The following is a 23,806-nucleotide window of genomic DNA, read 5'->3' as shown; positions in this document are numbered from 1 at the left end:
AGAACAATGCAACCAAACCTGAAATTCTCGCGCGGCGAATTTGCGGAACGCCTCGCCAAGACCCGGAAAGCCATGGAGGCAAAGGGCGTCGATCTCTTGATCGTCAGCGACCCGTCCAACATGGCCTGGCTGACCGGCTACGATGGCTGGTCGTTTTATGTGCATCAGGCTGTCATTGTGCCGCCGTCGGGCGAGCCGGTCTGGTATGGCCGCGGCCAGGATGCCAATGGCGCCAAGCGCAACGCCTATCTCGCCCATGACAACATCGTCGGCTATGCCGACCATTACGTGCAGTCGACCGAGCGGCACCCGATGGATTTCCTGTCCAGCGTGTTGGCCGATCGCGGCTGGGGCAAGCTCACCGTCGGCGTCGAGATGGACAATTACTGGTTCTCCGCCGCCGCCTTTGCCGCGCTGCAGAAGCATCTGCCCAATGCCCGCTTCGTCGACGCCACCGCCCTGGTCAACTGGCAGCGCGCGGTGAAGAGCCCGACCGAGATCGACTATATGCGCAAGGCCGCCCGCATCGTCGAGGCCATGCACCACCGCATCGTCGATAAGATAGAAGTCGGCATGCGCAAATGCGATCTCGTTGCCGAGATCTATGATGCCGGCACGCGCGGTGTCGACGGTATTGGCGGCGACTATCCGGCTATCGTACCTTTGCTGCCGTCGGGCGCCGACGCCTCGGCGCCGCATCTGACCTGGGACGACCAGCCGATGAAGCGCGGCGAGGGCACCTTCTTCGAGATCGCCGGCTGCTACAACCGCTATCACTGCCCGTTGTCGCGCACCGTCTTCCTCGGCAAGCCGACGCAGGAATTCCTCGATGCCGAGAAGGCGACGCTGGAAGGTATGGAAGCCGGCCTCGCAGCCGCCAGGCCCGGCAATGCCTGCGAGGACATTGCCAATGCCTTCTTCGCCGTCCTGAAGAAATACGGCATCGTCAAAGATAATCGCACCGGCTATTCGATCGGTCTTTCCTATCCGCCGGACTGGGGCGAACGCACCATGAGCCTGCGTCCCGGCGACCGCACCGAGCTCAAGCCCGGCATGACCTTCCATTTCATGACCGGCCTCTGGCTTGAAACGATGGGACTGGAGATCACCGAATCCATACTGATCACCGAAACCGGTGTAGAGTGCCTGGCCAATGTGCCGCGCAAGCTGGTGGTTAAGGATTGAAACCGATGTCCAGGCTTCGCCCTTCTCCGATCGCGCCGACTGTCGATTTCGATCGCGACGGCGTCCAGCATGGCTTTCTGCGCCTGCCCTACAGCCGCGACGATTCGGCCTGGGGTTCGGTGATGATCCCGATCTGCGTCATCCGCAACGGCAAAGGGCCGGCGGCCCTGCTGACCGGCGGCAACCATGGCGACGAATATGAGGGTCCGCTGGCGCTCTACGATCTCGCCAGGACCCTCGATCCGAAAACCGTCAGCGGTACCGTGATCATCGTGCCGGCGATGAATTATCCGGCCTTCCGCGCCGGCACGCGCACCTCGCCGATCGACAAGGGCAACATGAACCGCAGCTTTCCCGGTCGCCCGGACGGCACGGTGACCGAGAAGATCGCCGACTATTTTCAACGGGAGCTGCTTCCTCGCGCGGACATCGTCTTCGACTTTCATTCCGGCGGCAAGACGCTCGACTTCGTGCCGTTTTGCGCCGCGCACACTCTGCCCGACAAGGCGTTGGAGCAGAAAGCCTTCGACGCGGTGGCGGCGTTTTCCGCCCCCTTCTCGATGCGCATGATCGAGATCGATGCCGTCGGCATGTACGACACAGCGGCCGAGGAGATGGGCAAGGTCTTCGTCAGCACCGAGCTTGGCGGCGGCGGCACCTCTCGTGCACAAACCGTGCGCATCGCGCGACGCGGCGTCCTCAATGTGTTGCGTCACGCCGGCATTGTCGATGGTGCGGTCGAGAAGAGCCAGACACAGTGGTTGGACATGCCCTCGGGCGATTGCTTCTCCTTCGCCGAGGACGACGGCATGGTCGAAACCATGGTCGATCTCGGCGAGCCCGTGGAGAAGGGGGCCGTGCTGGCCCGCATCCATTCAGTTGGCCGCACCGGTATCGCCCCGCAGGAAATCAGGGCGGAGATGTCCGGCATGCTGGCCGCACGACATTTTCCCGGGCTGGTCAAGGCCGGCGACTGCGCCGCCGTTGTGGCCGTGCGCGTCGATTGAGCAAAGCGATTGTGCTCAGACAGCATGTAGACAGCGACGGTCCGCACATTGCGGGAAGCCCCGGCTGAAGAGCCGTCGTACTTCGACCAATTTCGGTCGGCGGCTGTTCGGTCGCCGATCCGTGCCGGGGAAAATTTCCCCAAAAAGTAAGAAGTCTAAATTAACGAGAGGCTGGCAAAATAGGAGTCGTGGGCGAGGTATACTTGCTGCGCTGCCGTTGCTGGCTCAGCCACAAGCGAGGCAGTGCGGCGACGATCGTCCAGGGCGCAGGGCGGCTGGTCTGAATCATGAAGTCTTCGACTGGAGAACATTATCCGGCGCTGGACCATATTCGCGGTCTGGCGGCTTTTCTGGTCTTCACCTGGCATTTTCTTCACCAGTCTCCTGATGGGCCGGTCCCCTATGGCTTTGTGCCGGCTCTGCCAATCTTCAGCCTTCTGGATGAAGGGATCACCGGCGTTTCGCTGTTCATGGCGCTCTCCGGCTACCTGTTCGCCAAGCTTCTTGATGGAAAACAGGTCAGCTACCTGCCCTTCTTTGCCAACCGGGCGCTAAGGCTGCTTCCGCTTCTGCTGGCCGTAATAGCCATCGAGGCTTGCCGCAGGGATCTCGCGGGTCAGCCTCTGGGCGAGTACTTCACCGATGTCGGCAAAGGGCTGATTTTCCCCACCCTTCCGAATGGCGGCTGGTCGATTACCGTGGAAGCTCACTTCTACATTTTGTTGCCGTTCTTGCTGATGGCGTCGAGGCGGTTCCCGTTCGCGCCCTTGCTGTTCATCGCGGCAGCGATTTTGCTGAGGTGGGCGCTCTATGTGCACATCGGCGAGGTGCAGTCGGCGGCAGCCTGGACCATCATAGGCCACGCGGACCAGTTTCTGGCCGGCATTCTTGCTTTTCACCTCCGTGCCTATGCGAAGGATCGGCACTGGCTGGCGCTGGCCGTTTTCATCGCATTCTCGGTTTTCTTCTGGTGGTTCGATGCCGCCGGCGGATTTTACCAGTTGGAGCATTATCCGTCGCCGCATCCGATATGGATCATCCTGCCGACCCTGGAGGCCGCGGCCTATGCTTTCGGCATCGCCTATTACGACACCAGCTTTTCGAGGAAGCGCACAAGCCTGGCGTTCAAGATCCTTGAGAAGGCCGGGGCCTACAGCTATTCGATCTATCTCCTGCATCTGTTTTTCGTCATGCAACTGGCGGCGTTCATAAACACGAACGTCATGAACATAAGCAATTTCTATGTTGCTTGCCTCTGGTCCGGCCTGTGCTTTATGGCGACGATTCCGATCGGCTATCTCAGCTACACCTGCATCGAAGCGCCGTTCCTGCGCATGCGTATGCGGTATGCGGAGCCGGCAAGCGCTGTGCCGACCCCGGCCAGGGGGCGACCCGCAGCGGCATAGGTGCGCGTCACGATGCCGCTTCCGAAGCGACGGTGAGGCCAGGCTGGCTATCCTGTACACAAGGATACTTATATCCGCAAAAGCGGTTTTCCATTAGGCTGGATATCGGATGAAGCGGGAGCATCGTTTGCGCGGATTTGTGGAAGGCCTGATCGAGAGACCGCAGACGGTGGCGGAGCAGGTAGCCAATGTCCTGCGCGAAGCTATAGCCAGCGGATCCTTGAAAGCAGGCACCGCGCTGCGCCAGGACAATCTGGCCGAACGGTTCGGCTTCAGCCGCATGCCGATCCGTGATGCGCTTCGCCAGTTGGAGGCCGAGGGCATCGTGTCCATTCACCCGACCAAGGGCGCGCATGTCGCCCGAATGGACAGTGCCGAAATCACAGAGATCTACGCGGTGCGCGAATTGCTCGAATGCGAGGCGCTCCAGCTCTCCGTTCCCGTTCTGTCGGGCGACAAGCTCGATGAGGCCGGACAAGCACTCGACCAGATCGATGCCGAGCGCAATGTCGGCAGATGGGGGGCGCTCAACCGGACCTTTCACCTGGCTCTCTATGATGCGTGCGGCAACCGACGTTTGCTCGGCCTGATCGAGGCGCACCACAATGCGGCCGATCGCTATGTCCGCATCCTGTTGTCGAACCTCGACTATCGCACCCGCTCGCAGGCCGAGCACCGCGACCTGCTGGCCGCCTGCCGGCAGCGCGACGGCAACAAGGCCGTGAGCATTCTGAGCCAGCATCTTCGCGAAGGCAGCGAGACACTCGTCAACGCCATAAAGGACGAAGGTCTGTCGCGAAAATCCTAGACAGGCAATATCAATGCCGCCGGTCACGCCGGCGTGGTTGCGTCCATGCGGGTTCACTGCCACATATTGCAACATCATCGCTCGACACGAGGATCGCCATGTCTCCCGTCAGCCGCCTGCCGGTGCGCGCACTTGCCCCAAGACGCCACGACGAGATCCTTAGGCGGTTGAGCGCCCAGGGTTCCGTCAGCGTCGCCGAGCTTGCCGGGTTCTTCGATGTCTCGCGCGAAACTATCCGCCGCGATTTGAAGCTGCTTTCGGACCAGGGGAGGCTCGGCATCGTGCATGGCGGCGCCTCCCGCTTCGAGCCGAGCGAGCCGGCGATGAGCCTGCGCAGCCAGGAAAATGCCCACGGCAAGGCGGCGATCGGCAAGGCTGCCGCCGGCCTGGTTAAGGACGGAATGGTGGTCTTTCTCGATTCCGGCACCACCACTTTGGCCGTCGCGCATGCCATGGCCGACCTGCGCGATCTTACCATCTGCACGGCCAGCCTGCCGATCGCGCTGCATCTGTGCCATGTCCCCGGCATGCGTGTGCATATGCTGGGCGGCGAAATCGATCCCGGCGAGGAGGCGGCTTCCGGCATCGACACGCTCGATGCGATGGCTCGCTTCCGTGTCGACATCGCCTTCCTCGGGGGCGGTGCCCTGTCCCCGGATGGCGAGGTGACCGACTTCACCCGCGCCGGCGCGGAGCAGCGTGGCCGCATGATCGCTTTTGCCGGCAAGGCCTATTTCGCCCTCGACAGCGGCAAGTTCGGCAAGCTGACGCCGCTCAGGATTCCGAATTTCGAGCGCGCCGCCGGCGTGATCGTCGACGCCAATCCGGACACCGCGCTTGCCGAGGCGCTTTCGCAAAAGGGACCCGAACTCATAGTGGCAAGTCTGATGTGATATTTTGTGACTTTTTGAGTTGATATTTGGCTTTTCCCTGCTAATGTCCAGCCATCCCTTCAAATGGCGGAACGCCCATGGCACATGAACTTCCCACTCAGGCACGATTTGTCATCATAGGCGGCGGCATCATCGGCTGCTCGGTCGCCTACCATCTGACCAAGCTCGGCTGGACCGATGTCGTCCTGCTCGAACAGGGACAGCTCAGCGGCGGCACCACTTGGCATGCAGCCGGCCTTGTCGGGCAGCTCCGCAGCCATTCCAACATGACCAGCCTGATCCGGTATTCCACGCAGCTCTACAGCGAATTGGAAGCCGAGACTGGTCTTGCCACAGGCTGGAAGAATTGCGGCTCGCTGTCGGTGGCGCGCACCGCCGACCGCATGACAGTGTTGAAACGCACGGCCGCATCGGCCCGCGCCCAAGGCGTCGAGATCGATGTCATCTCGGCAAAGGAAGCAGGCGAGCTGTGGCCGGTGATGGCGACGAACGATCTGGTCGGCGCCGTCTGGCTGCCCGGCGATGGCAAGGCCAATCCCACGGACCTCACGCAATCATTGGCCAAGGGCGCGCGCAACCGCGGCGCCCAAATATTCGAGCGGGTGAAGGTCACCGGCATCACGGTGAAAAACGGTGTCGCCTGCGGCGTCGAGACGGATCGCGGCGACATCGCCGCCGAGATCGTCGTCAACTGCGCCGGCCAATGGGCGCGCAAGGTCGGGCTGATGTGCGGCGTCTCGGTGCCGCTGCACTCGGCCGAGCACATGTACATCGTCACCGGCAGGATCGAGGGCGTGCATCCGGACCTGCCTGTGATGCGCGACCCTGACGGCTTCATCTACTTCAAGGAAGAGGTCGGCGGACTGGTCATGGGCGGCTTCGAGCCGCACGCCAAGCCTTGGGGCATGAACGGCATCCCGGAGAATTTCGAGTTCGCGCTGCTGCCCGACGATTGGGACCAGTTCGAGATCCTGATGGAAAACGCGCTTGTCCGCGTGCCGCAACTGGCTGAGGCCGAGGTCAAGAAATTCTACAACGGTCCCGAGAGCTTCACGCCGGACAACAATTTTCTCCTCGGCGAGGCGCCGGAGCTGAAGAATTTCTATGTCGGCGCCGGCTTCAATTCGATGGGCGTCGCCAGCGCCGGCGGCGCGGGGAGGGCGCTGGCCGAGTGGATCGTCCACAGTGCGCCGACCATGGATCTGTGGCCGGTCGACATCAGGCGCTTCGCGTCCTTCAACAACAATCCGCGCTGGCTGCATGACCGGGTCAAGGAAACGCTTGGCCTGCACTACGCCATGCCATGGCCAAACCGGGAACTGGACACCGCGCGACCGTTCCGCCGCTCGCCGCTCTACGATCGGCTGGCCGCCAAGGGTGCCTGCTTCGGTTCCAAGATGGGCTGGGAGCGCGCCAACTGGTTCGCAGCACCGGGAGGGAAGGCCGAGAACGACTATGCCTTCGGCCGCCAGAACTGGCATGAAGCGGTCGGCCAAGAGATGAAGGCGACGCGCGAGGCCGTCGCCCTGTTCGACCAGACCTCCTTCGCCAAGCTCCTCGTCCAAGGTCGCGATGCCAGCGTCGTGCTCAACCGAATTTGCGCCGGCAATGTCGATGTGGCGGTCGGCACCTCGGTCTATACCGGCATGCTCAACGCCCGTGGCGGCTACGAAAGCGACCTCACGGTGATGCGGCTCGGTGCCGAAAAATTCCTCATCGTCACGGGGTCCGCGCAGGCGGTCCACGATGCCGACTGGATCGTCAAGAACATCCCGGCCGATGCCCATGCGATCCTGACCGACGTCACCTCGTCCTATGCGGTGCTGGCGCTGATGGGGCCGCGCTCGCGCGATCTGCTCGGCAAACTGTCTTCGGCGGATCTTTCCAACGCGGGCTTCCCCTTCGGCACGATCCGCGAGATCGATATCGGCTACGCCACCGCCTATGCAAACCGCATGACCTATGTCGGCGAGCTCGGCTGGGAGCTGATCGTGCCGACCGAGTTCGCGGTCGGCGTCTATGAAGCGCTGCATGAGGCAGGCCGCGAGTTCGGCTTGGCTGACGCCGGCTACTACGCGCTCGACGCCTTGCGCATCGAAAAAGGTTTTCGCGCCTGGGGCAGGGAATTGACGCCTGATATCGACCCCTGGCAGGCGGGGCTTGGCTTTGCCGTCGCCATGGACAAGCCGGGCGGTTTCATCGGACGCGATGCGCTGATCAAGTCAAAGCCGTTGGCCGCGCCGGCCAGGCGTGTCGTGCTGTTCACGCTCGACGACGCCGAGCCGATGCTATGGGGCGGCGAGTTGATCCTGCGCGACGGCAAACCGGTTGGCGAAGTGCGCTCTGCCGCCTACGGTCACACGCTCGGCCGCTCGGTGGCGCTCGGACTGATCGAACACGAAGCCGGCGTCGATGCGGCGTTCCTCAGCGGCGAGCGGTTCGAGATCGACCTCGCCGGCGAGCGGCATGCCGCCACGGCGCATTTGCGCAGCCCCTACGATCCGAAGTCGGAGCGGGTGAAGGCGGATGCAGTGGAGATCAGGGCCGCCGCTTAATCCGCCGACATCGATCTTGCCATGTCGAGAAAGGCGCGCACCAGCTTGCCGCCGCTGCGCTCGCGCAGGCAGATCAGCGCTTCGTCCATCAAGGTCTCGGGCGCGTCGATGGTGATCGGCATCAGCCGTGAATCCTGACCGAATTCGGCGGCCGAGACGAAACCGATGCCGGCGCCCGAGGCGACGATCTCGCGGACCGCCTCGCGGCCCTCGGCTTCGATCGCCGGCCGCAGTTCAACCTTCGAAGCGGCAGCCAGGTCTTCGAGCTTCTGGCGCGTCTTCGAGCCACGCTCACGCATGACCAGCGATTCCTGCGCCAGCTGCGCGAGCGTCAGCGACTTTTTGCCCGCCAGCGGATGGTCGATGGAGGTGAAGGCGATGATCGGCGTCGAGTTGAGTTTCAAGACCTCGAAATCGCGTCCGGTCGGCACCTCGCCCAGCACGCCGATATCGGCATCGTAGCTGTAGAGGCTGCTGATTACCGTCTCGGTGTTGCCGGCGCGCACCGAAACCTGGACGCCTGGGTAACGGGCCCGGAAGCTGCCGAGGATATGCAGCAGGTGATGCGCGGCGTCGGCGACGATGCGCAGCGTGCCGGAACGCAACGCCCGCGACTCGGTCAGCAGCTCGAGCGCCTGCTGCTCCGTGTCGAACATGCGGTGGGTAATTTCGAGCAGCTTCTGGCCCGAATGGGTCAGCGTGACCTGCTTCTTGTTCCGGTTGAACAGCAGCACGTCGTACTCTTCCTCGAGCTTGCGCACCTGGTCGGATATCGCCGGCTGGGTCAGGAACAGCGCTTCGGCCGCCCGCGAAAAACCACCCGAAATCGCCACCTGATGAAAGGCCCGCAGCTGGACGTAGCGCATTTACCGTGCCTCCGGGATACCAAGGGTCGTCGGCAGCTTACCGCAAGTTCTGCTAACTGAAAGATTGAAATGAACGATTTTATTTATGATGAAGACGCGAAGTTACCCGGCTTCACAAGCATGTCATGACCGGCATGCAGCTTATGTCGCGGTGCTCGCACCTTGCATCGTAAAAATCGATACTTCGATACAAAATAACGATTTTACAAATATGTCATTCGGGCCGAGAGTAGGGCCGCAAAAAGCAGCGACCTGTCGGAGGACACTCATGCTCGCCGAGACGAAATTTGCCCCAAAGCCCCTGGAGGCACCGGCGCTGGGCGAGCCCTATCTGCTGACCCCGGGGCCGCTGACCACGGCCTATTCGGTCAAGCAGGCCATGCTGCGTGACTGGGGATCGTGGGACGGCGATTTTCGCGCCATGACCGCCGATTTGCGCCGCCGCCTGCTGGCGCTGACGGGCGATGCGAAAGATGAATTCGATTGCGTGCCGATGCAAGGCAGCGGCTCCTTCTGCGTCGAGGCGATGCTCGGCTCGTTCGTGCCGAAGGATGGCAAGGTCCTGGTGCTGGCCAACGGCGCCTACGGCCTGCGTGCCGCGCAGACCATGCAGTATCTCGGCCGCGCCTACACGCTGATCGACAAGGGCGACTACCTGCCGCCGCGCGGCGACGAGGTGGCAGCAGCGCTTGAGGCCGATCCTGCCATCACCCATGTCATCGCCATCCATTGCGAGACCAGTTCCGGCATTTTGAACCCGGTCGCCGAGATTGCCGAGGCCGTCCATGCCAAGGGCCGCAAGCTGCTCGTCGATTCCATGAGTGCCTTCGGCGCCGTCGCGCTCGACGTCAACGAGATCCGCTACGAGGCGATGGTCTCGTCCGCCAACAAATGCATCGAGGGCGTGCCGGGCTTTGGTTTCATCATCGCCCGCAAGAGCGAACTGGAGGCGGCCAAGGGCCGCAGCCACTCGCTGTCGCTCGACGTCCACGCCCAGTGGGCGCATATGAACAAGACCGGCCAGTGGCGCTACACGCCGCCGACGCACGTCGTTGCCGCTTTCCTTGAAGCGTTGCGCCAGCACGAGGCCGAGGGCGGTGTCGCCGGCCGTGGCGCCCGCTACACCAGGAACCGCGACGTCATGGTGGCCGGCATGCGCGACCTCGGCTTCGAGACCTTGCTCGGAGACCGCTGGCTGTCGCCGATCATCGTCACCTTCTTCAACCCGGCCCATGCCAGCTTCGCCTTCGACCGTTTCTACGATCTGATGAAGGAAAAGGGCTTCATCATCTATCCGGGCAAGCTGACCGCCGTCGATAGCTTCCGTGTCGGCTGCATCGGCCAGATGGACGAGCATGTCATGCGCCGCGTTGTCGAGGCGGCGGCCTTCTCGCTTCGTGAAATGGGCGTCGACACCGCCACCCCACCCGCCGCGGCACTCGCCGAACGCGCCAAACTCGCCGCCTGAAGCGGCCGATATCGAGGATTTTCGATGAACCAGATGTCTCCCATCAATGTCGCGGTCAACGGCCGCACCTATGCTTGGCCGCGCGTGCCGGCCATCGCCATCTGCCTTGATGGCTGCGAGCCCGCCTATCTCGACGAAGCGATAAAGGCCGGGCTGATGCCGGCTCTGGTCAGGATCAAGGAGAAGGGCACGGTGCGCTTTGCCCACTCGGTCATTCCGAGCTTCACCAACCCCAACAATCTGTCGATCGCCACCGGCCGTCCGCCGTCGGTGCATGGCATTTGCGGCAACTATCTCTACGAGCGTGAGACCGGCAAGGAAGTGATGATGAACGACCCGCGCTTCCTGCGCGCGCCGACCGTTTTTCAAGCCTTCTACGACGCCGGCGCCAAGGTTGCGGTGGTGACCGCCAAGGACAAGCTGCGTGCGTTGCTCGGCAAGGGCCTGGCCTTCGACGAAGGTCGCGCGCTGTGCTTCTCGGCGGAAAAGTCGGACACCACGACCGTGGTCGAGCACGGCATCGACAATGCCTCGAAGCACTTTGGGCTGCCGGTGCCGGAGGTCTATTCGGCCGAACTGTCGGAATTCGTCTTCGCCGCCGGCGTTCAGCTGCTCAGGGAGTTCCGCCCCGACATCATGTACCTGACGACCACCGATTATGTGCAGCACAAATACGCGCCGGGCGTGCCCCAGGCCAATGCCTTCTACGAGATGTTCGACAAGTACCTGACGGAGCTCGATGCACTGGGTGCGGCGATCGTGGTGACCGCCGACCATGGCATGAAGGCCAAGCACAAGGCGGACGGCTCGCCCGATGTCGTCTATGTCCAGGATTTGCTGGACGAATGGTTGGGCAAGGATGCCGCGCGCGTCATTCTGCCGATCACCGACCCCTATGTCGTGCATCACGGCGCCCTCGGCTCGTTTGCCACCGCCTATCTGCCTGATGGCGCCGACCAGGCCGGCATCATGGCCCGGCTCGCCAAGGTCGACGGCATCATGCTGGTCGTCGACAGCCCGACGGCCTGCGAGCGCTTCGAACTGCCGGCCGACCGCATCGGCGACATCGTGCTGGTCTCGACCGAGAACAAGACGATCGGCACCTCGGAACACCGCCACGACCTGGCGGCGCTGAACGAACCGCTGCGCTCGCATGGCGGACTGACCGAGCAGGAAGTGCCGTTCATCGTCAACCGCGTGCTGCCTGACTTGCCTGATGAGCCGACCTTGCGCAATTTCGACGCCTTCTATTACGCGACGATGGCGGCGGCACTGGCTTGATGTCGAACGTGGATGTCGACCCCCACTCCGCCGAGCTTCGCTCGGCACCTCTCCCCCGATCGACGGGGGAGAGGAAAGGCGCCAGGGTTAGCCGCGGCTCAGCCTGGAAACGTGGGGGCGCCGACTTCGCCTGATTTCCTCTCCCCCGTCGATCGGGGGAGAGGTGGCCCGGAGGGCCGGAGTGGGGGTCGATCCTCGGCCGCAACGCCTAACATCTGCTGGAGCAGAGTGCATGACCAAACTCGACCCCGCCATCAAAGTTCGCCACGAGCCGATGCGCATTGCTGGCAGGAAAGTCGATGCCGAGGGCGTCGTCGAGGTGCGCTACCCCTGGAACGATACCGTCATCGGCACCGTGCCGGCCGGGAGCGCTGAGCACGCGCGAAAAGCCTTCGAGATCGCCGCCGGCTACCGGTCGAAGCTGACCCGCTACGAGCGCCAGCAGATCCTGTTTCGCACCGCCGAAATCCTTGCATCACGCCGCGAAGAGATTTCCGATCTCATCACCCTGGAACTCGGCATCTCCAAAGCGGATTCGCTCTATGAGGTCGGCCGCGCCTATGACGTGTTCACGCTGTCGGCGCAGATGTGCATTCAGGATGACGGCCAGATTTTCTCCTGCGACCTCACCCCGCACGGCAAGGCGCGCAAGATCTTCACCACCCGCGAACCGCTGAAGGCGATCTCGGCGATCACGCCGTTCAATCATCCGCTCAACATGGTCTCGCACAAGGTGGCGCCGGCAATCGCCACCAACAATTGCGTGGTGGTCAAGCCGACCGAACTGACGCCGATGACGGCGCTGCTCCTGGCCGACATTCTCTATGAAGCCGGCCTGCCGCCGGAGATGCTGTCGGTGGTGACCGGCTGGCCGGCCGAGATCGGCAACGAGATGATCACCAACGAGAACATCGACCTGATCACTTTCACCGGCGGCGTGCCGGTCGGCAAGATGATCGCCCGCACCGCTGGCTACAAGCGCCAGGTGCTGGAACTCGGCGGCAACGACCCGCTGATCATCCTCAACGATCTATCGGACGACGATCTGGCAAAGGCGGCGGACCTCGCCGTCGCCGGCGCGACAAAAAACTCCGGCCAGCGCTGCACGGCGGTCAAGCGCATCCTGGTCCAGGAAAGCGTCGCCGACCGCTTCGTGCCACTGGTGCTGGAGCGGGCGAAGAAGATCCGCTTCGGCGATCCGATGGACCGCTCGACCGACCTTGGTACGGTCGTGCACGAGAAGGCAGCAGCGCTGTTCGAGGCGCGTGTCTACATGGCGGCCGAGCAAGGTGCTGAAGTCCTCTACAATCCGGGCCGTCAGGGCGCGCTGCTGCCGCCGATCGTCGTCGATCGCGTGCCACACACATCCGAATTGGTCATGGAAGAGACGTTTGGGCCCATCATCCCGATCGTGCGCGCGCCCGATGACGACGAGGCGCTGATCGCATTGTCCAACTCGACCGCCTTCGGGCTGTCGTCGGGCGTCTGCACCAACTCGTTTCCCCGCATGCAGAAATACATCGCCGGGCTGCAGGTCGGCACCGTCAACATCTGGGAAGTGCCGGGTTATCGCATCGAGATGTCTCCCTTCGGGGGCATCAAGGATTCGGGCAATGGCTACAAGGAAGGCGTTATCGAAGCGATGAAGAGCTACACCAACGTCAAGACATTCTCGCTGCCCTGGTCCTGACCGGACCGTAACAACTGGCAGACCAACCGAGGGGGCGTTTCGACGCTCCCTCCTTCGCGTTTCGGAGACCGTGATGGCCGCGACCAAAGAACTTGTGCATACCGAGGGCGATTCCAACACGACAGCGGCGCGCCGCCGATGGGACGCCGGCCAGGAGGATCCCCGCATCCGCGGCTTGCTCGATCGCGACGCGGCCGCCTTCATGCATCAGAGCCTCTCCAGCCCCTGTCTGTCGACCATCGCCAAGGCTGAAGGCATCTGGATCGAGGACACCACCGGCCGCCGCTTCATGGATTTCCATGGCAACAGCGTGCATCACCTCGGCTACGGCCATCCCAGGCTGGTGGCCGCGATCAAGCAGCAGCTCGACGATCTCTGCTTCGCGCCGCGCCGCTTCACCTGCGAGCCCGCCATCGAGCTGGCGGAGAAGCTGGCGGAACTCGCGCCTGGCGATCTCGGCAAGGTGCTGTTCACCACGGGTGGCTCGGATGCCATCGAGGTGGCACTGAAGATCGCGCGCGCGGCGACCGGCCGCTTCAAGACGGTGTCGTTCTGGGATGCTTTCCACGGCGCCGGCTTCGGCGCGGCAAGCGTCGGCGGCGAGGCGACCTTCCGCTCACATATCGCCGGCCCGATGATGACCGGCACCGAGCATGTCGCCCCCTGGGATGGCTATCGCTGCCCCTATGGCCACGATTCCCTTGAGACTTCGGGCATCGCCTGCGCCAACATGATCGCCTATGTGCTCGACCGCGAGCAGGACGTAGCCGCGGTCGTCGCGGAGCCGATGCGGGCGACGCCCAACCCGCCGCCGCCCGGTTTCTGGAAGCGGGTGCGCGAGGCCTGCGATCGCCATGGCACGCTGCTGATCTTCGACGAGATCCCGACCGGCCTCGGCAAGACCGGAAAGTTCTTTGCTCACGAGCATGATGGCGTGACGCCCGACATTGTCGTTCTCGGCAAGTCGCTCGGCGGCGGCATCCTGCCGATCGCCGCCGTCATTGCGCGCCGCGACCTCGACGTCACCGGCGGCTTTGCCATCGGTCACTACACCCACGAAAAGAACCCGGTGACGACGCGCGCGGCATTGACCACCATCGACATCATACTGGAGGAAGGGCTGGTCGAGCGCTCGGCCGAGCTTGGCCGGCATATGTTCGGGCGCATGCAGGATCTGATGGCGCGCTCGCCGCATGTCGGCGACGTCAGGGGTAGGGGTCTGATGGTGGGCGTCGAACTCGTCGAGGACCGCGCCACGCGCCAGCCCGCGCGCGAGCTTGCCGAACGGGTGTTCTACACTTGCCTGGAACAGGGCCTGAGCTTCAAGGTCACCCACGGCAACGTGCTGACCTTGTCGCCGCCATTGGTCATTTTGAAAACGGATCTCGACCGCGCTCTCGACATCGTCGAGGCAGCCGTGCTGGCCTGACCGTGAAGGCGGTGCGCACCGATCGGGAACTCGAATGTCCGGGAATCGACGCCGGCTTGCGGGCGAGGGGCGTCGAGCTGGTGACGTTACCCGACGGTATTCCCGAGGCGGACCTGATCGATGCTGTCGCCGACGCCGATCTCCTGCTGATGTGCTACACGCCGATCACCGCGCGGGTGATAGAGGCGGCGCCCAAATTGAAGGGCATCGTCAAATATGGCGTCGGCATTGATGCCATCGACATTCCTGCCGCGATGCAGCGCGGCATTCCCGTCGTCAATGTGCCTGAGTATGCCGAGGAAACCGTCGCCGAGGGTGCTTTCGCGCTGATGATCGCGCTGGCCAAGCGGCTGCCGGCGATCACGGCGGCGGTGTCACGCGATGGCTGGATCTGGCCCGAGCAGCGCTGGCTGGGGCGCGACATTTCCGGCGCCACGCTCGGCCTCGTCGGCTGCGGCAAGATCGGCCGCAGCATGGCGCGCATGGCAGGCCAAGGGTTTCGCGCCCGTGTGCTTGGCTTCGATCCCGGCGTCGATGCGGCGGCCATGCATGGCGCCGGCATCGAGAAGGCTCACGATCTCCACGCCATGCTGCGCGCCTCCGATTTCGTTTCCATCCATTGCGTGCTGAACGACAATACGCGCGGACTGATCGGTAAGGCCGAACTCGCCTGCCTGAGGCCCTCCGCCGTCATCGTCAACGTCTCGCGCGGCGCCCTGATCGACGAGACCGCCCTTGTCGAGGCGATCGTTGCCGGACGCATCGGCGGCGCCGGGCTCGACGTCTATTCGGTCGAGCCGCTGGCCCGGTCAGGTCATCCGATGAGCGCGCTGTTCGACCGCGACGACGTCATCCTGTTTCCGCATCTCACCTTCTTCACGCAAGAGGCGATGCGCCGGCTCGAGGACGACACGCTCGCCCGCTGCTTCGAAATCCTCGACGGCCGGCCCGTCACGGTTCGCTCGTTCGATCCGCGACTGCGGGCTCAGACGGCAGGCGTTTCCTTCGGCTGATCACCACTGGCTCCGCCGGTCGCCGACGTTCAAAGGGTCGAAACGCCTCCAAGACAGGCACGCGACAGTTCCATGACAAACATCAGAAGAAGTTTGCCTGTCATAAAATAAATAGATTTTACTTATCGATCGCCAATCCCCAAAGTTGACGCAACGACGACATCCACAAGCGCTACAAGGCCCGAAGGTCCCGACGGCGCGATCGTCATAGTGCATCGCAGAATGTGCCATCAATCACAGGGGAACTGATCCATGAAATCGCGCAAAACAAACATCGCCATGGCCTTCGCCGCGTCGCTGCTGGCGTCGTCGGCTCTTGTCGGACCGGCGCTCGCCGACGGCGTGGTCACCATCTATTCCGCCGACGGCCTGCATGACGGCAATGGCAGCTGGTTCGAAACCGAGTTTGCTGCCTTCACCAAGGCCACCGGCATCAAGGTACAGTATATCGAGGCAGGCTCGGGCGGTGTCGTCGAACGGGTCGCCAAGGAAAAATCGAACCCGCAGGCCGACGTGCTGGTGACCTTGCCGCCCTTCGTCCAGCGCGCCGCGGCTGATGGCCTGCTGCAGGACTACAAGCCCGAAGGCGCCGACCAGATCGACGGCGGCACCGACAAGTACCGGCCGCTGGTCAACAACTACATGAACTTCATCTATAACAGCGCGGTGCTCTCGGAAGCGCCGAAGAGCTACAACGACCTGCTCGATCCGAAGTTCAAGGGCAAGATCCAGTATTCGACCCCCGGCCAGGCCGGCGACGGAACCGCCGTCATGCTGCAGGTCATCCATGCCTTTGGCGGCGAGGATGCCGGCTTCGAGTTCATGAAGAAGCTGCAGGACAACAATGTCGGCCCGTCCGCCTCGACCGGCAAGCTGACCGCGCTGGTCAACAAGGGCGAGCTGCATGTCGCCAATGGCGACCTGCAGATGAACATGTCGCAGATGGCCGACAATCCGAACATCAAGGTGTTCTGGCCGGCGGGCCCTGACGGTGTGCGCTCCACCTTCGCGCTGCCCTATGAAATCGGCCTGGTCACCGGCGCGCCGAATGGCGACAACGGCAAGAAGCTGATCGACTTCCTGCTCTCCAAGGAAGCGCAGTCGACGGTAAGTTCCGTTGCGCTCGGCATGCCCGCCCGCAAGGACGTAACGCCATCCGATGCCAACTTCGCCAAGGCGCAGGAAGCGATGAAGGGCCTGACCATCTGGGCGCCGAACTGGGACGAGGCGCTGAGCAAGCTTCCCGACTACGTCAAGAAGTGGAACGAGGCGACCGGAAGCTGACACCCGAGGGCAGAAATCCGGAGGACCAAGCCATGTCGGCCGCCGCCTTTACTGGTACCAGTGTCATGGACATCGACGCCGCGAAAATTCGCGGCGCCGGCTCCAACGTCCACTTCGACAAAGTCAGCGTCGCCTATGGCGCGCATGTCGTCCTGCATCCGCTGACCCTGGATATAGCGCCTGGCGAAATCCTGGCGATGATCGGCCCATCCGGCTCCGGCAAGACGACGGCCTTGCGCGCCGTGGCCGGCTTCGTGCGGCCCGCAAGCGGCCGCATCCGTATCGGCGCCACCGATGTGACCGACCTGCCGCCCTACGAGCGCGGTCTCGGCATGGTGGTGCAGAACTACGCGCTGTTTCCGCACATGCGGGTCGAGGACAACGTCGCCTTCGGCCTCCGGGCACAAGGCGCCGACAAGGCGCTGATCGCCGAGCGGGTCAAGGATGCGCTCGGCACCGTCGGCATGGCGACTTTTGCCAGGCGTTATCCGCGCGAGCTTTCGGGCGGCCAGCAGCAGCGTGTCGCGATTGCCCGCGCCCTTGCCGTGCGGCCGCGCGTGCTCCTGCTCGACGAGCCGCTGTCGGCGCTCGACGCGCAGATCCGCCGCAACATGGTCGAGGAGATCGCCCGCCTGCACCGCAGCCTGCCGGGTCTGACCATCCTCTACGTCACCCACGACCAGACGGAAGCGCTGACGCTTGCCGACAAGATCGCCATCATGCGCGACGGCAGGGTCTGTTCGCACGGGCCGACGACAGAACTCTATCGCCGCCCGCCGAACCGCTTTACCGCCGAATTTCTCGGCCGCGCCAATCTCCTGCCGGTGACGGTTGCCGAGGCGGCCGGCGCGAAAGGCTTCGCCACGGCAAGGCATGGCGATGCGGTGCTGACAGGCGCCGGCCGTGCCGAGAAGGCCGGCGACAAGAGCCTGCTCTGCATCAGGCCGCAGCACCTCAGCCTGACGGCCGACAGCGAGCACACCAACCGGATCGTCGGCACCCTCAGGGAAGTACACTGGCAGGGCGAACTCACCCATCTCGTGCTCGATGTCGAAGGCACGCCGGTGCGCGTCTCGGCGACGCGGTTGCCGATCGCCTTGCCCGAACCCGGTGCCGAGGTGCCATTGTTCTTTGCGCCCGCCGACACCTCGCTTCTTCCGGAAGACGCCGGTGTCTGACGCGGTCGCAATTGGCGCGCCGGCGATCAGGAGAGAACCCGGCAAATTCTGGATCGTGCCGCCGGCTGCCCTGCTGGCGCTGCTGTTCTTCTATCCGCTGGCGCTCATCGCCCGTCAGGCCTTTTTCGACGACAGCGGTGTCGCCAATATTGCGGAAGTCGTCCGTGTCCTGCATTCCCGCTTTTTCCTCAACGCGCTGATCAACACGGTGACCATCTCGGTCACCGCGACGGCCGGGTGCCTGATCGTGGGCCTCGTGCTGGCGCTGATCCTCGCTTTCGTGCCGTTCCCCGGCAGCGGCTTCATCGCCCGCCTGATCGATACTTTCATCGCCCTGCCGACCTTCCTGGTGACGCTTGCCTTCACCTTTCTCTACGGCTCCGCCGGCATGCTCAATTCCGGGCTGATGGAAGCCTTCTCGCTGCCGCTGCCGCCCGTCGATTTCCTCTATTCGACCTGGGGGGTGGTGCTCGCCGAAGTCACCGTCTACACACCCTTCATCCTGCGGCCACTGCTCGCCGCTTTCTCGCTGGTCGACCGTGGCCAGATCGAAGCGGCAAGCGTGCTCGGGGCACGGCCGTTCCGCATCGTCCGCCAGGTCATCCTGCCGGCCGCAATTCCCGCGCTCATCGCCGGCGGCAGCCTGTGCCTGCTGTTGACCGTCAATGAATTCGGCATCGTGCTGTTCATCGGCGCCAAGGGCGTCATCACGCTGCCGCTGCTGATCTACGGCAAGGCGATCCAGGAATCGGCCTATCAGGTCGCCTGCATCATCGCCGTGGTCAACATCGCGCTGTCGCTCGGCCTGTTCGGCCTCTACCGTTTCGCCGCCGGCCGGTTGGGAGTCTAGCCATGCTGGTCTGGTCGCGTCCCGGTCGCATCGCTCTGTGGGTGCTCTTCGCGCTCGTCTTCGGCGTGTTGTTCCTGGCGCCGCTGGCGGTCATCCTCCTGTCCAGCCTTGCCGACCAATGGAACGGCGTGCTGCCAAGCGGGCTGACGACGGAGCATTACAGCGACGTGATGCGCGGCGCGGCTGGCGAAGCCGTGAAGGCGAGCCTGATCACCGGCTTCCTGGCCGGCGCCCTGGCGCTGGTCAGCGGCACTTGGGCGGCACTTGCGCTCCGCATCCAGGGTGCAACCCTGAGCAAGGTGCTCGGCCTGTTGTTCTTCGTCCCAAGTGCGGTGCCTTCGGTGTCGGTCGGCCTTGGCCTGCTGGTTGCGTTCAGCCATCCGCCGCTGCTGCTCAACGGCACGATCGCGATCGTCATGATCGCGCATTTCGTGCTGATCTCGGCCTTCACCTTCGGCAATGTCTCGGCCGGGCTGGCCCGGCTGTCGCCTGATTTCGAACAGGTGGCCTCGAGCCTTGGCGCGCGCCCGGCCTATCGGCTCTGGCATGTCACGCTGCCCTTGCTGGCACCCTATCTGGTTGCTGCTTTCGGCCTGAGCTTCGCGCTCTCGATGGGCGAGCTTGGCGCCACCGTGATGGTCTATCCGCCAGGCTGGGTGACGCTGCCGGTGTCGATCTTCAGCCTCACCGATCGCGGCGACATCTTCGCCGGTGCGGCGCTCACCATGATCCTGGTCGTGGCGACGCTGGTCCTGCTGCTCGGCCTGGAGCGCATCACCAAGCGTGCCACTGGCGCATAGGAAACGGCTTGGGTTTCAGCCCTGTGCCGGCTTGCGTTCGACGATGTAGATATGGTCGGCGACCAGCACCACTTCATCGCGCTGGTTGATGACTTCGCAGCGTTCGATCACGCGTCCGGAGCCCGGCCTCTTTGGATCGTCTTCTTTGGCCGCTATGGTGGTGCGCGTGCGGATCGTGTCGCCGATGAACACCGGCTTTATGAAGCGCAGGCGGTCATAGCCATAGGAAAAGGCGACCGGATTGATGACGGTTGCCGTCAGCCCGATGCCGACCGAGAACACCAGCGTGCCATGCGCGATGCGCTGGCCGAACGGCGTCGTCTTCATGAACTCGGCGTCCATGTGGTGCGGAAAGAAATCGCCTGTATGCCCGGCATGGACGATGAAGTCGGTCTCGGTGATGGTGCGGCCGCTGGTGATGCGCGAGGCGCCGATCTGGTAATCCTCGAAATACTGGATCCGTTCCATCAGGGTCTTTCCGCGATCGGCGTTGCCGGCGCTGCGCTCGAACGGTAGGCCGCTTCGACCAGCGCCATGGTGTTCCAGGCGTCCTCGACCGAGCTGACCAATTCGTCGTCTTCGCCTGCGGCAAAACGCTGGACATTGGCCATGCGCCCGACGAAGGCGTCGGGGAACCACTCGCCGGCGAGCGGCACCGCGACCCAGTCCGTTCCGCCCCTGGGATAAATCTCCAGAATGTCCGGTTCGCCCCGGGGATAGTCGAGATTGAGGCCGAGCTTGAGATAGGCCGCACCCTCGGTGCCGCAGATGCGGAATTCGCAGGCCTGGTGCCGGCGACCGAATTTGTGGTCGTGGTTGATCGACAGCGCACAGCGCACGGTATCGCCATAGTCGAGAATGGCGCTGGTGCGCGTCTGTGCCACTCTGTGGTTGGGGTGGCCGAGCGTCTTGGCATGCACGCTCTTGGGGTCGCCGAGCAACTGCCGGATCAGGTCGAGATAGTGGATCGAATGCATGGCGATCTCGACGCGCGGCGCCTTGAGCAGGAACTCCCAAAGCTGCCACGGTGTGGCCAGCGCCAGCCAGGCATCAAAGTCCACGACCTCGCCGAGCCAGCCCTTGGCGATGGCATCCTTGAGCGCCAGCATCATCGGCGCGAAGCGGAGCTGGAAATTCACCGCCGCCTTGAGCTTCTTGGCGCGGCAGATTTCGAGGATTTCGGTTGCCTCGCCGAGATAGTTGCCCATCGGCTTCTGGATCAATGCGACCGCGCCATCGGGCAGAGCCTTCAGGATCTCGGCGTGCCGACCCGGCGGCGTCGCCAGATCGAAAACCGCGTCCTTGACATCAGCGGCTGCTTCCACCGAGCGGAACGCGGTCACGCCCCATTTCTCGGCCAGTGCCCGCGCTTTGTCCTGGTCCGGATCGTAGAGGCCGGCGACTGGAAAGCCAGCCTTCCTGTAGGCTGGGAAATGTGCGTCGCCGACGATCGATCCTGCGCCGAAGGTGACGATCGGCCGAGGCTTCGACGGCTTTGGCCAGGACTGGACGAGTGAGGCAGGGTCGAGACCGCCTTCAGTCATGGTGGAAGACCTCGTCCATGGAAGCCCACCATTCGCCCTCCTTGCGGGTCGTGAGCGGCTCCTGGCATGGCATGCAGACGGCCCACCATTCCTGCGTCTTCGGATCGGCGGCCATCTTGGCCATGTCGGCCGCATAATCGGTGCCGTGGTATTCGAAATAGGAAAACAGCAGGTTCTCCGGCCGCTTCAGGTAGATCGAGTAATTCTTGATGTTGCAGGCCGAGATCATGGTCAGCACGTCGGGCCAGACGGCGGCATGGAGGCGGACATACTCCTCGACCTTTTCCGGCTTCAACCCCAGAACCATCCCCATCCGCTGCATATCAGTTCCCCTATTTGGTGATCGCCGTGGTGAATTCGGCGATGCTCATGGCCTTGACCGCGTCCCAGTCCCAATCGATGCCGATGCCGGGCTCGTCGGGCGCCAGCGCATGCCCATCCTCGATGCGCATGCGCTTGCCGGTCAACTCATCGAGCTGCGGAATGTACTCGACATATCGGCCGTTCTGAACAGCACAGGTCAGGCTGACATGCAATTCCATCAGGAAATGTGGACACACTGGAATGTCGAAGGCTTCCGCCGCATGGGCGATCTTGAGCCAGGGCGTGATGCCGCCGATGCGGCCGACATCGACCTGGACGATCGAGCAGGCGCCTTTCTGCATGTATTCGCGGAAATGCCGGATCGAATAGAGCGACTCGCCAACGGCGATCGGCGTCGGCGTCGAGTTCGACAGGCGCACGTGACCGTCGATGTCGTCGGCCGGCAGCGGCTCCTCGATCCAGGCGAGATCAAGCTCACGCAGCCTTGCCGCGCGCCGGATCGCCTCGTCGACCGAGAACCCCTGATTGGCGTCGGTCATGATCTCGTAGCCGTCGCCAACCGCCTTGCGCACCGCCGACAGGCGGGCAAGATCCTCCGACCCATGCGGCCTGCCGATCTTCACCTTCGAGCCGCGAAATCCCCTGGCCTTGGCGGCGAGTGCGTCGTCGACCAGCGCCTGCGTCTCGATGTGCAGCCAGCCGCCCTCGGTCGTGTAGAGCGGGCAACGGTCCTTGGCGCCGCCGGCGAGCTTCCACAGCGGCAGTCTCTGCTTCTTGGCCCTGAGATCCCAGAGTGCGGTGTCGACCGCCGCGATCGCGATGGCGGTGATCGCGCCAATTGTGGTGGCGTGCGTGGCGAATTCGAGATCGTGCCAGATCGCCTCGATCATGTCGGGGTCGCGGCCGATCAGGCGCGGCACCAGGTGGTCGGAGAGAAGCCGCATCACCGACGAGCCGCCGGTGCCGATCGTGTAGCTGTAGCCGGTGCCGACCGCGCCGTCGGAATCGGTGATGGTGACGATCGGCGTTTCCTGGCTGACGAAACTCTGGATCGCGTCGGTGCGCTTGACCTTGGGCACAAGGTCCACCATCCGCAGTTCTATCTTTTCGATTCTAGCCATCGGTCAGCTCCGCAATGTCTTTCCGGTCTCGGTGGCAAACAAATGCGCCTGCGACATGTCGAGGCTCATGGCCACTCGCTCGCCCGGCTTGAGCGGTCGCGGATTCAGCATGCGCGACACCCAGTCCGCGCCGTTGAACTCGACGAACACCAGCGTCTCATTGCCGAGCGGCTCGGTGACCGTGATTGGCAATTCGATCTGGTGCACGTCGGCCGCACTGCCGGAGCTGATACCATGTCCCGTCGGATAGATGTCATCGGGCCGCAGCCCGAACACGACCTTGTCGCCGGTCGCGACATTGGCCTTGAACTGACCAGGCAAAGGCAGCTTTTCGCCGCTGGAAAAAACCATCTGGCCGTTGTCGATCGCTGCTTCGTGCAGGTTCATCGGCGGCGAGCCGATGAAGCCGGCGACGAAGCGCGTCGCCGGCCGCCGGAAAACCTCGTCAGGCGTGCCGACCTGCTCGATATGGCCGTCGCGCATGATGACGATGCGGTCGGCAAGAGTCATCGCCTCGACCTGGTCGTGGGTGACGTAGATCACCGTCGACTGCACCTTGGCATGCAGCTTCTTGATCTCGGTGCGCATTTGCGTCCGGAGCTTGGCGTCGAGGTTGGAAAGCGGCTCGTCGAACAGGAAGACATCGGGGTCGCGCACGATGGCACGGCCCATGGCAACGCGCTGGCGCTGGCCGCCGGAGAGTTGCGACGGGCGGCGGTCGAGCAGTGTGTCGAGGCCGAGGATGCTGGAAGCCTCGGCGACGCGGCGGTCCATGTCTTCCTTGGCCGCTCCTGCGATTTTCAGCGAGAAGCCGAGGTTCTCGCGCACGGTCATATGCGGGTAGAGCGCGTAGGACTGGAACACCATCGAGATGTTGCGCGAGCGCGGCGGCAAATCGTTGACGATGCGCCCGCCGATCTCGATCGAGCCGGCGCTGATCTCTTCGAGCCCGGCGATCATGCGCAATGTCGTCGACTTGCCGCAGCCGGAGGGGCCGACTAGGGCGATGAACTCACGGTCGGCGATGTCGAGATCGATGCCATGCACGATCCCGACATTGCCGTAGCGCTTGGTCAACTTGCTGAGGGAAACTGTTGCCATGGG

General features: G+C 63.6%; 21 protein-coding genes. 15 read left to right on the top strand and 6 right to left on the bottom strand.

Translation table 11 applies throughout. The annotated features are described in order from the left end of the window. The first annotated feature begins 6 nt into the window (after positions 1–6). The 6 genes from doeA to FJ978_RS15735 all read left to right on the top strand — a co-directional run bounded on the left by doeA (position 7) and on the right by FJ978_RS15735 (position 7,854). Positions 7–1,185: an ectoine hydrolase DoeA gene (doeA, locus tag FJ978_RS15760; protein WP_140572839.1), complete on the top strand. Its 1,179-nt coding sequence runs from the start codon at positions 7–9 to the stop codon at positions 1,183–1,185. 5 nt (positions 1,186–1,190) lie between these two features. Further along, positions 1,191–2,192 (top strand): N(2)-acetyl-L-2,4-diaminobutanoate deacetylase DoeB, encoded by a 1,002-nt coding sequence (gene doeB, locus FJ978_RS15755; RefSeq protein WP_140572838.1) that lies wholly within the window; start codon positions 1,191–1,193, stop codon positions 2,190–2,192. A gap of 287 nt (positions 2,193–2,479) precedes the next feature. Then, positions 2,480–3,598, top strand: coding sequence for an acyltransferase (locus FJ978_RS15750; RefSeq protein WP_140572837.1), 1,119 nt, complete (start codon positions 2,480–2,482; stop codon positions 3,596–3,598). Between the two features lie 127 nt (positions 3,599–3,725). Continuing rightward, complete coding sequence (locus FJ978_RS15745; protein WP_246678144.1) at positions 3,726–4,406, top strand: GntR family transcriptional regulator; 681 nt, start codon at positions 3,726–3,728, stop codon at positions 4,404–4,406. A 98-nt stretch (positions 4,407–4,504) separates the two neighbouring features. Beyond that, positions 4,505–5,299, top strand: coding sequence for a DeoR/GlpR family DNA-binding transcription regulator (locus FJ978_RS15740; protein ID WP_140572836.1), 795 nt, complete (start codon positions 4,505–4,507; stop codon positions 5,297–5,299). A 77-nt stretch (positions 5,300–5,376) separates the two neighbouring features. Then, a complete protein-coding gene (locus FJ978_RS15735) occupies positions 5,377–7,854 on the top strand; it encodes an FAD-dependent oxidoreductase (protein ID WP_140572835.1) in 2,478 nt (825 codons plus the stop codon). On the opposite strand, the gene FJ978_RS15730 is transcribed toward FJ978_RS15735, so the two are convergent. Then, the gene (locus tag FJ978_RS15730; protein WP_013896956.1) at positions 7,851–8,720 is read right to left on the bottom strand and encodes a LysR substrate-binding domain-containing protein; all 870 of its coding nucleotides are present in this window, start codon (positions 8,718–8,720) and stop codon (positions 7,851–7,853) included. The genes FJ978_RS15735 and FJ978_RS15730 overlap by 4 nt on opposite strands. A gap of 268 nt (positions 8,721–8,988) precedes the next feature. Here FJ978_RS15730 and FJ978_RS15725 point away from each other — a divergent pair, with 268 nt between their 5' ends. The 9 genes from FJ978_RS15725 (at position 8,989) to FJ978_RS15685 (ending at position 19,713) form a co-directional block, all read left to right on the top strand. After that, on the top strand, positions 8,989–10,188 hold the full coding sequence (locus FJ978_RS15725) for a 2-aminoethylphosphonate--pyruvate transaminase (protein ID WP_140572834.1): 1,200 nt from the start codon (positions 8,989–8,991) through the stop codon (positions 10,186–10,188). 24 nt (positions 10,189–10,212) lie between these two features. Then, a complete protein-coding gene (gene phnA, locus FJ978_RS15720; RefSeq protein ID WP_140572833.1) occupies positions 10,213–11,469 on the top strand; it encodes a phosphonoacetate hydrolase in 1,257 nt (418 codons plus the stop codon). A 232-nt stretch (positions 11,470–11,701) separates the two neighbouring features. Beyond that, entirely contained in the window at positions 11,702–13,159 is a 1,458-nt protein-coding gene (gene phnY, locus FJ978_RS15715) for a phosphonoacetaldehyde dehydrogenase (protein ID WP_140572832.1), read from the top strand. A 73-nt stretch (positions 13,160–13,232) separates the two neighbouring features. Then, positions 13,233–14,588, top strand: a complete 1,356-nt coding sequence (locus tag FJ978_RS15710) for an aspartate aminotransferase family protein (protein WP_140572831.1) — start codon at positions 13,233–13,235, stop codon at positions 14,586–14,588. 2 nt (positions 14,589–14,590) lie between these two features. Then, entirely contained in the window at positions 14,591–15,601 is a 1,011-nt protein-coding gene (locus FJ978_RS15705; RefSeq protein ID WP_140572830.1) for a C-terminal binding protein, read from the top strand. A gap of 252 nt (positions 15,602–15,853) precedes the next feature. Next, on the top strand, positions 15,854–16,885 hold the full coding sequence (locus tag FJ978_RS15700; RefSeq protein ID WP_140572829.1) for a 2-aminoethylphosphonate ABC transporter substrate-binding protein: 1,032 nt from the start codon (positions 15,854–15,856) through the stop codon (positions 16,883–16,885). Between the two features lie 32 nt (positions 16,886–16,917). Beyond that, the gene (locus tag FJ978_RS15695) at positions 16,918–18,063 is read left to right on the top strand and encodes an ATP-binding cassette domain-containing protein (RefSeq protein ID WP_013896949.1); all 1,146 of its coding nucleotides are present in this window, start codon (positions 16,918–16,920) and stop codon (positions 18,061–18,063) included. Beyond that, positions 18,056–18,913: a 2-aminoethylphosphonate ABC transporter permease subunit gene (locus tag FJ978_RS15690; protein ID WP_013896948.1), complete on the top strand. Its 858-nt coding sequence runs from the start codon at positions 18,056–18,058 to the stop codon at positions 18,911–18,913. Before FJ978_RS15695 ends, FJ978_RS15690 begins: the two co-directional genes overlap by 8 nt. A 2-nt stretch (positions 18,914–18,915) precedes the next feature. Beyond that, positions 18,916–19,713: an ABC transporter permease subunit gene (locus FJ978_RS15685; RefSeq protein ID WP_140572828.1), complete on the top strand. Its 798-nt coding sequence runs from the start codon at positions 18,916–18,918 to the stop codon at positions 19,711–19,713. A 15-nt stretch (positions 19,714–19,728) separates the two neighbouring features. On the opposite strand, the gene FJ978_RS15680 is transcribed toward FJ978_RS15685, so the two are convergent. From FJ978_RS15680 to ugpC, 5 genes are read right to left on the bottom strand one after another with little or no spacing between them, the layout of a single operon-like run. Continuing rightward, entirely contained in the window at positions 19,729–20,184 is a 456-nt protein-coding gene (locus FJ978_RS15680; protein ID WP_181180417.1) for a MaoC/PaaZ C-terminal domain-containing protein, read from the bottom strand. After that, positions 20,181–21,257, bottom strand: coding sequence for a Gfo/Idh/MocA family oxidoreductase (locus tag FJ978_RS15675; protein WP_140572826.1), 1,077 nt, complete (start codon positions 21,255–21,257; stop codon positions 20,181–20,183). The genes FJ978_RS15680 and FJ978_RS15675 overlap by 4 nt, the downstream gene beginning before the upstream one ends. Beyond that, entirely contained in the window at positions 21,250–21,579 is a 330-nt protein-coding gene (locus FJ978_RS15670; RefSeq protein ID WP_140572825.1) for an L-rhamnose mutarotase, read from the bottom strand. Before FJ978_RS15670 ends, FJ978_RS15675 begins: the two co-directional genes overlap by 8 nt. A gap of 10 nt (positions 21,580–21,589) precedes the next feature. Beyond that, on the bottom strand, positions 21,590–22,702 hold the full coding sequence (locus tag FJ978_RS15665; RefSeq protein WP_140572824.1) for a mandelate racemase/muconate lactonizing enzyme family protein: 1,113 nt from the start codon (positions 22,700–22,702) through the stop codon (positions 21,590–21,592). Between the two features lie 3 nt (positions 22,703–22,705). After that, positions 22,706–23,803, bottom strand: a complete 1,098-nt coding sequence (gene ugpC / locus FJ978_RS15660; protein ID WP_140572823.1) for a sn-glycerol-3-phosphate ABC transporter ATP-binding protein UgpC — start codon at positions 23,801–23,803, stop codon at positions 22,706–22,708. Between the last annotated feature and the right edge of the window lie 3 nt (positions 23,804–23,806).

The organism is Mesorhizobium sp. B1-1-7 (assembly GCF_006442705.1).
Classification (GTDB): Bacteria; Pseudomonadota; Alphaproteobacteria; order Rhizobiales; family Rhizobiaceae; genus Mesorhizobium; species Mesorhizobium opportunistum.
Note: the sequence above shows the minus strand (reverse complement) of the source record. Positions and strands in the feature narration are given on the sequence as shown.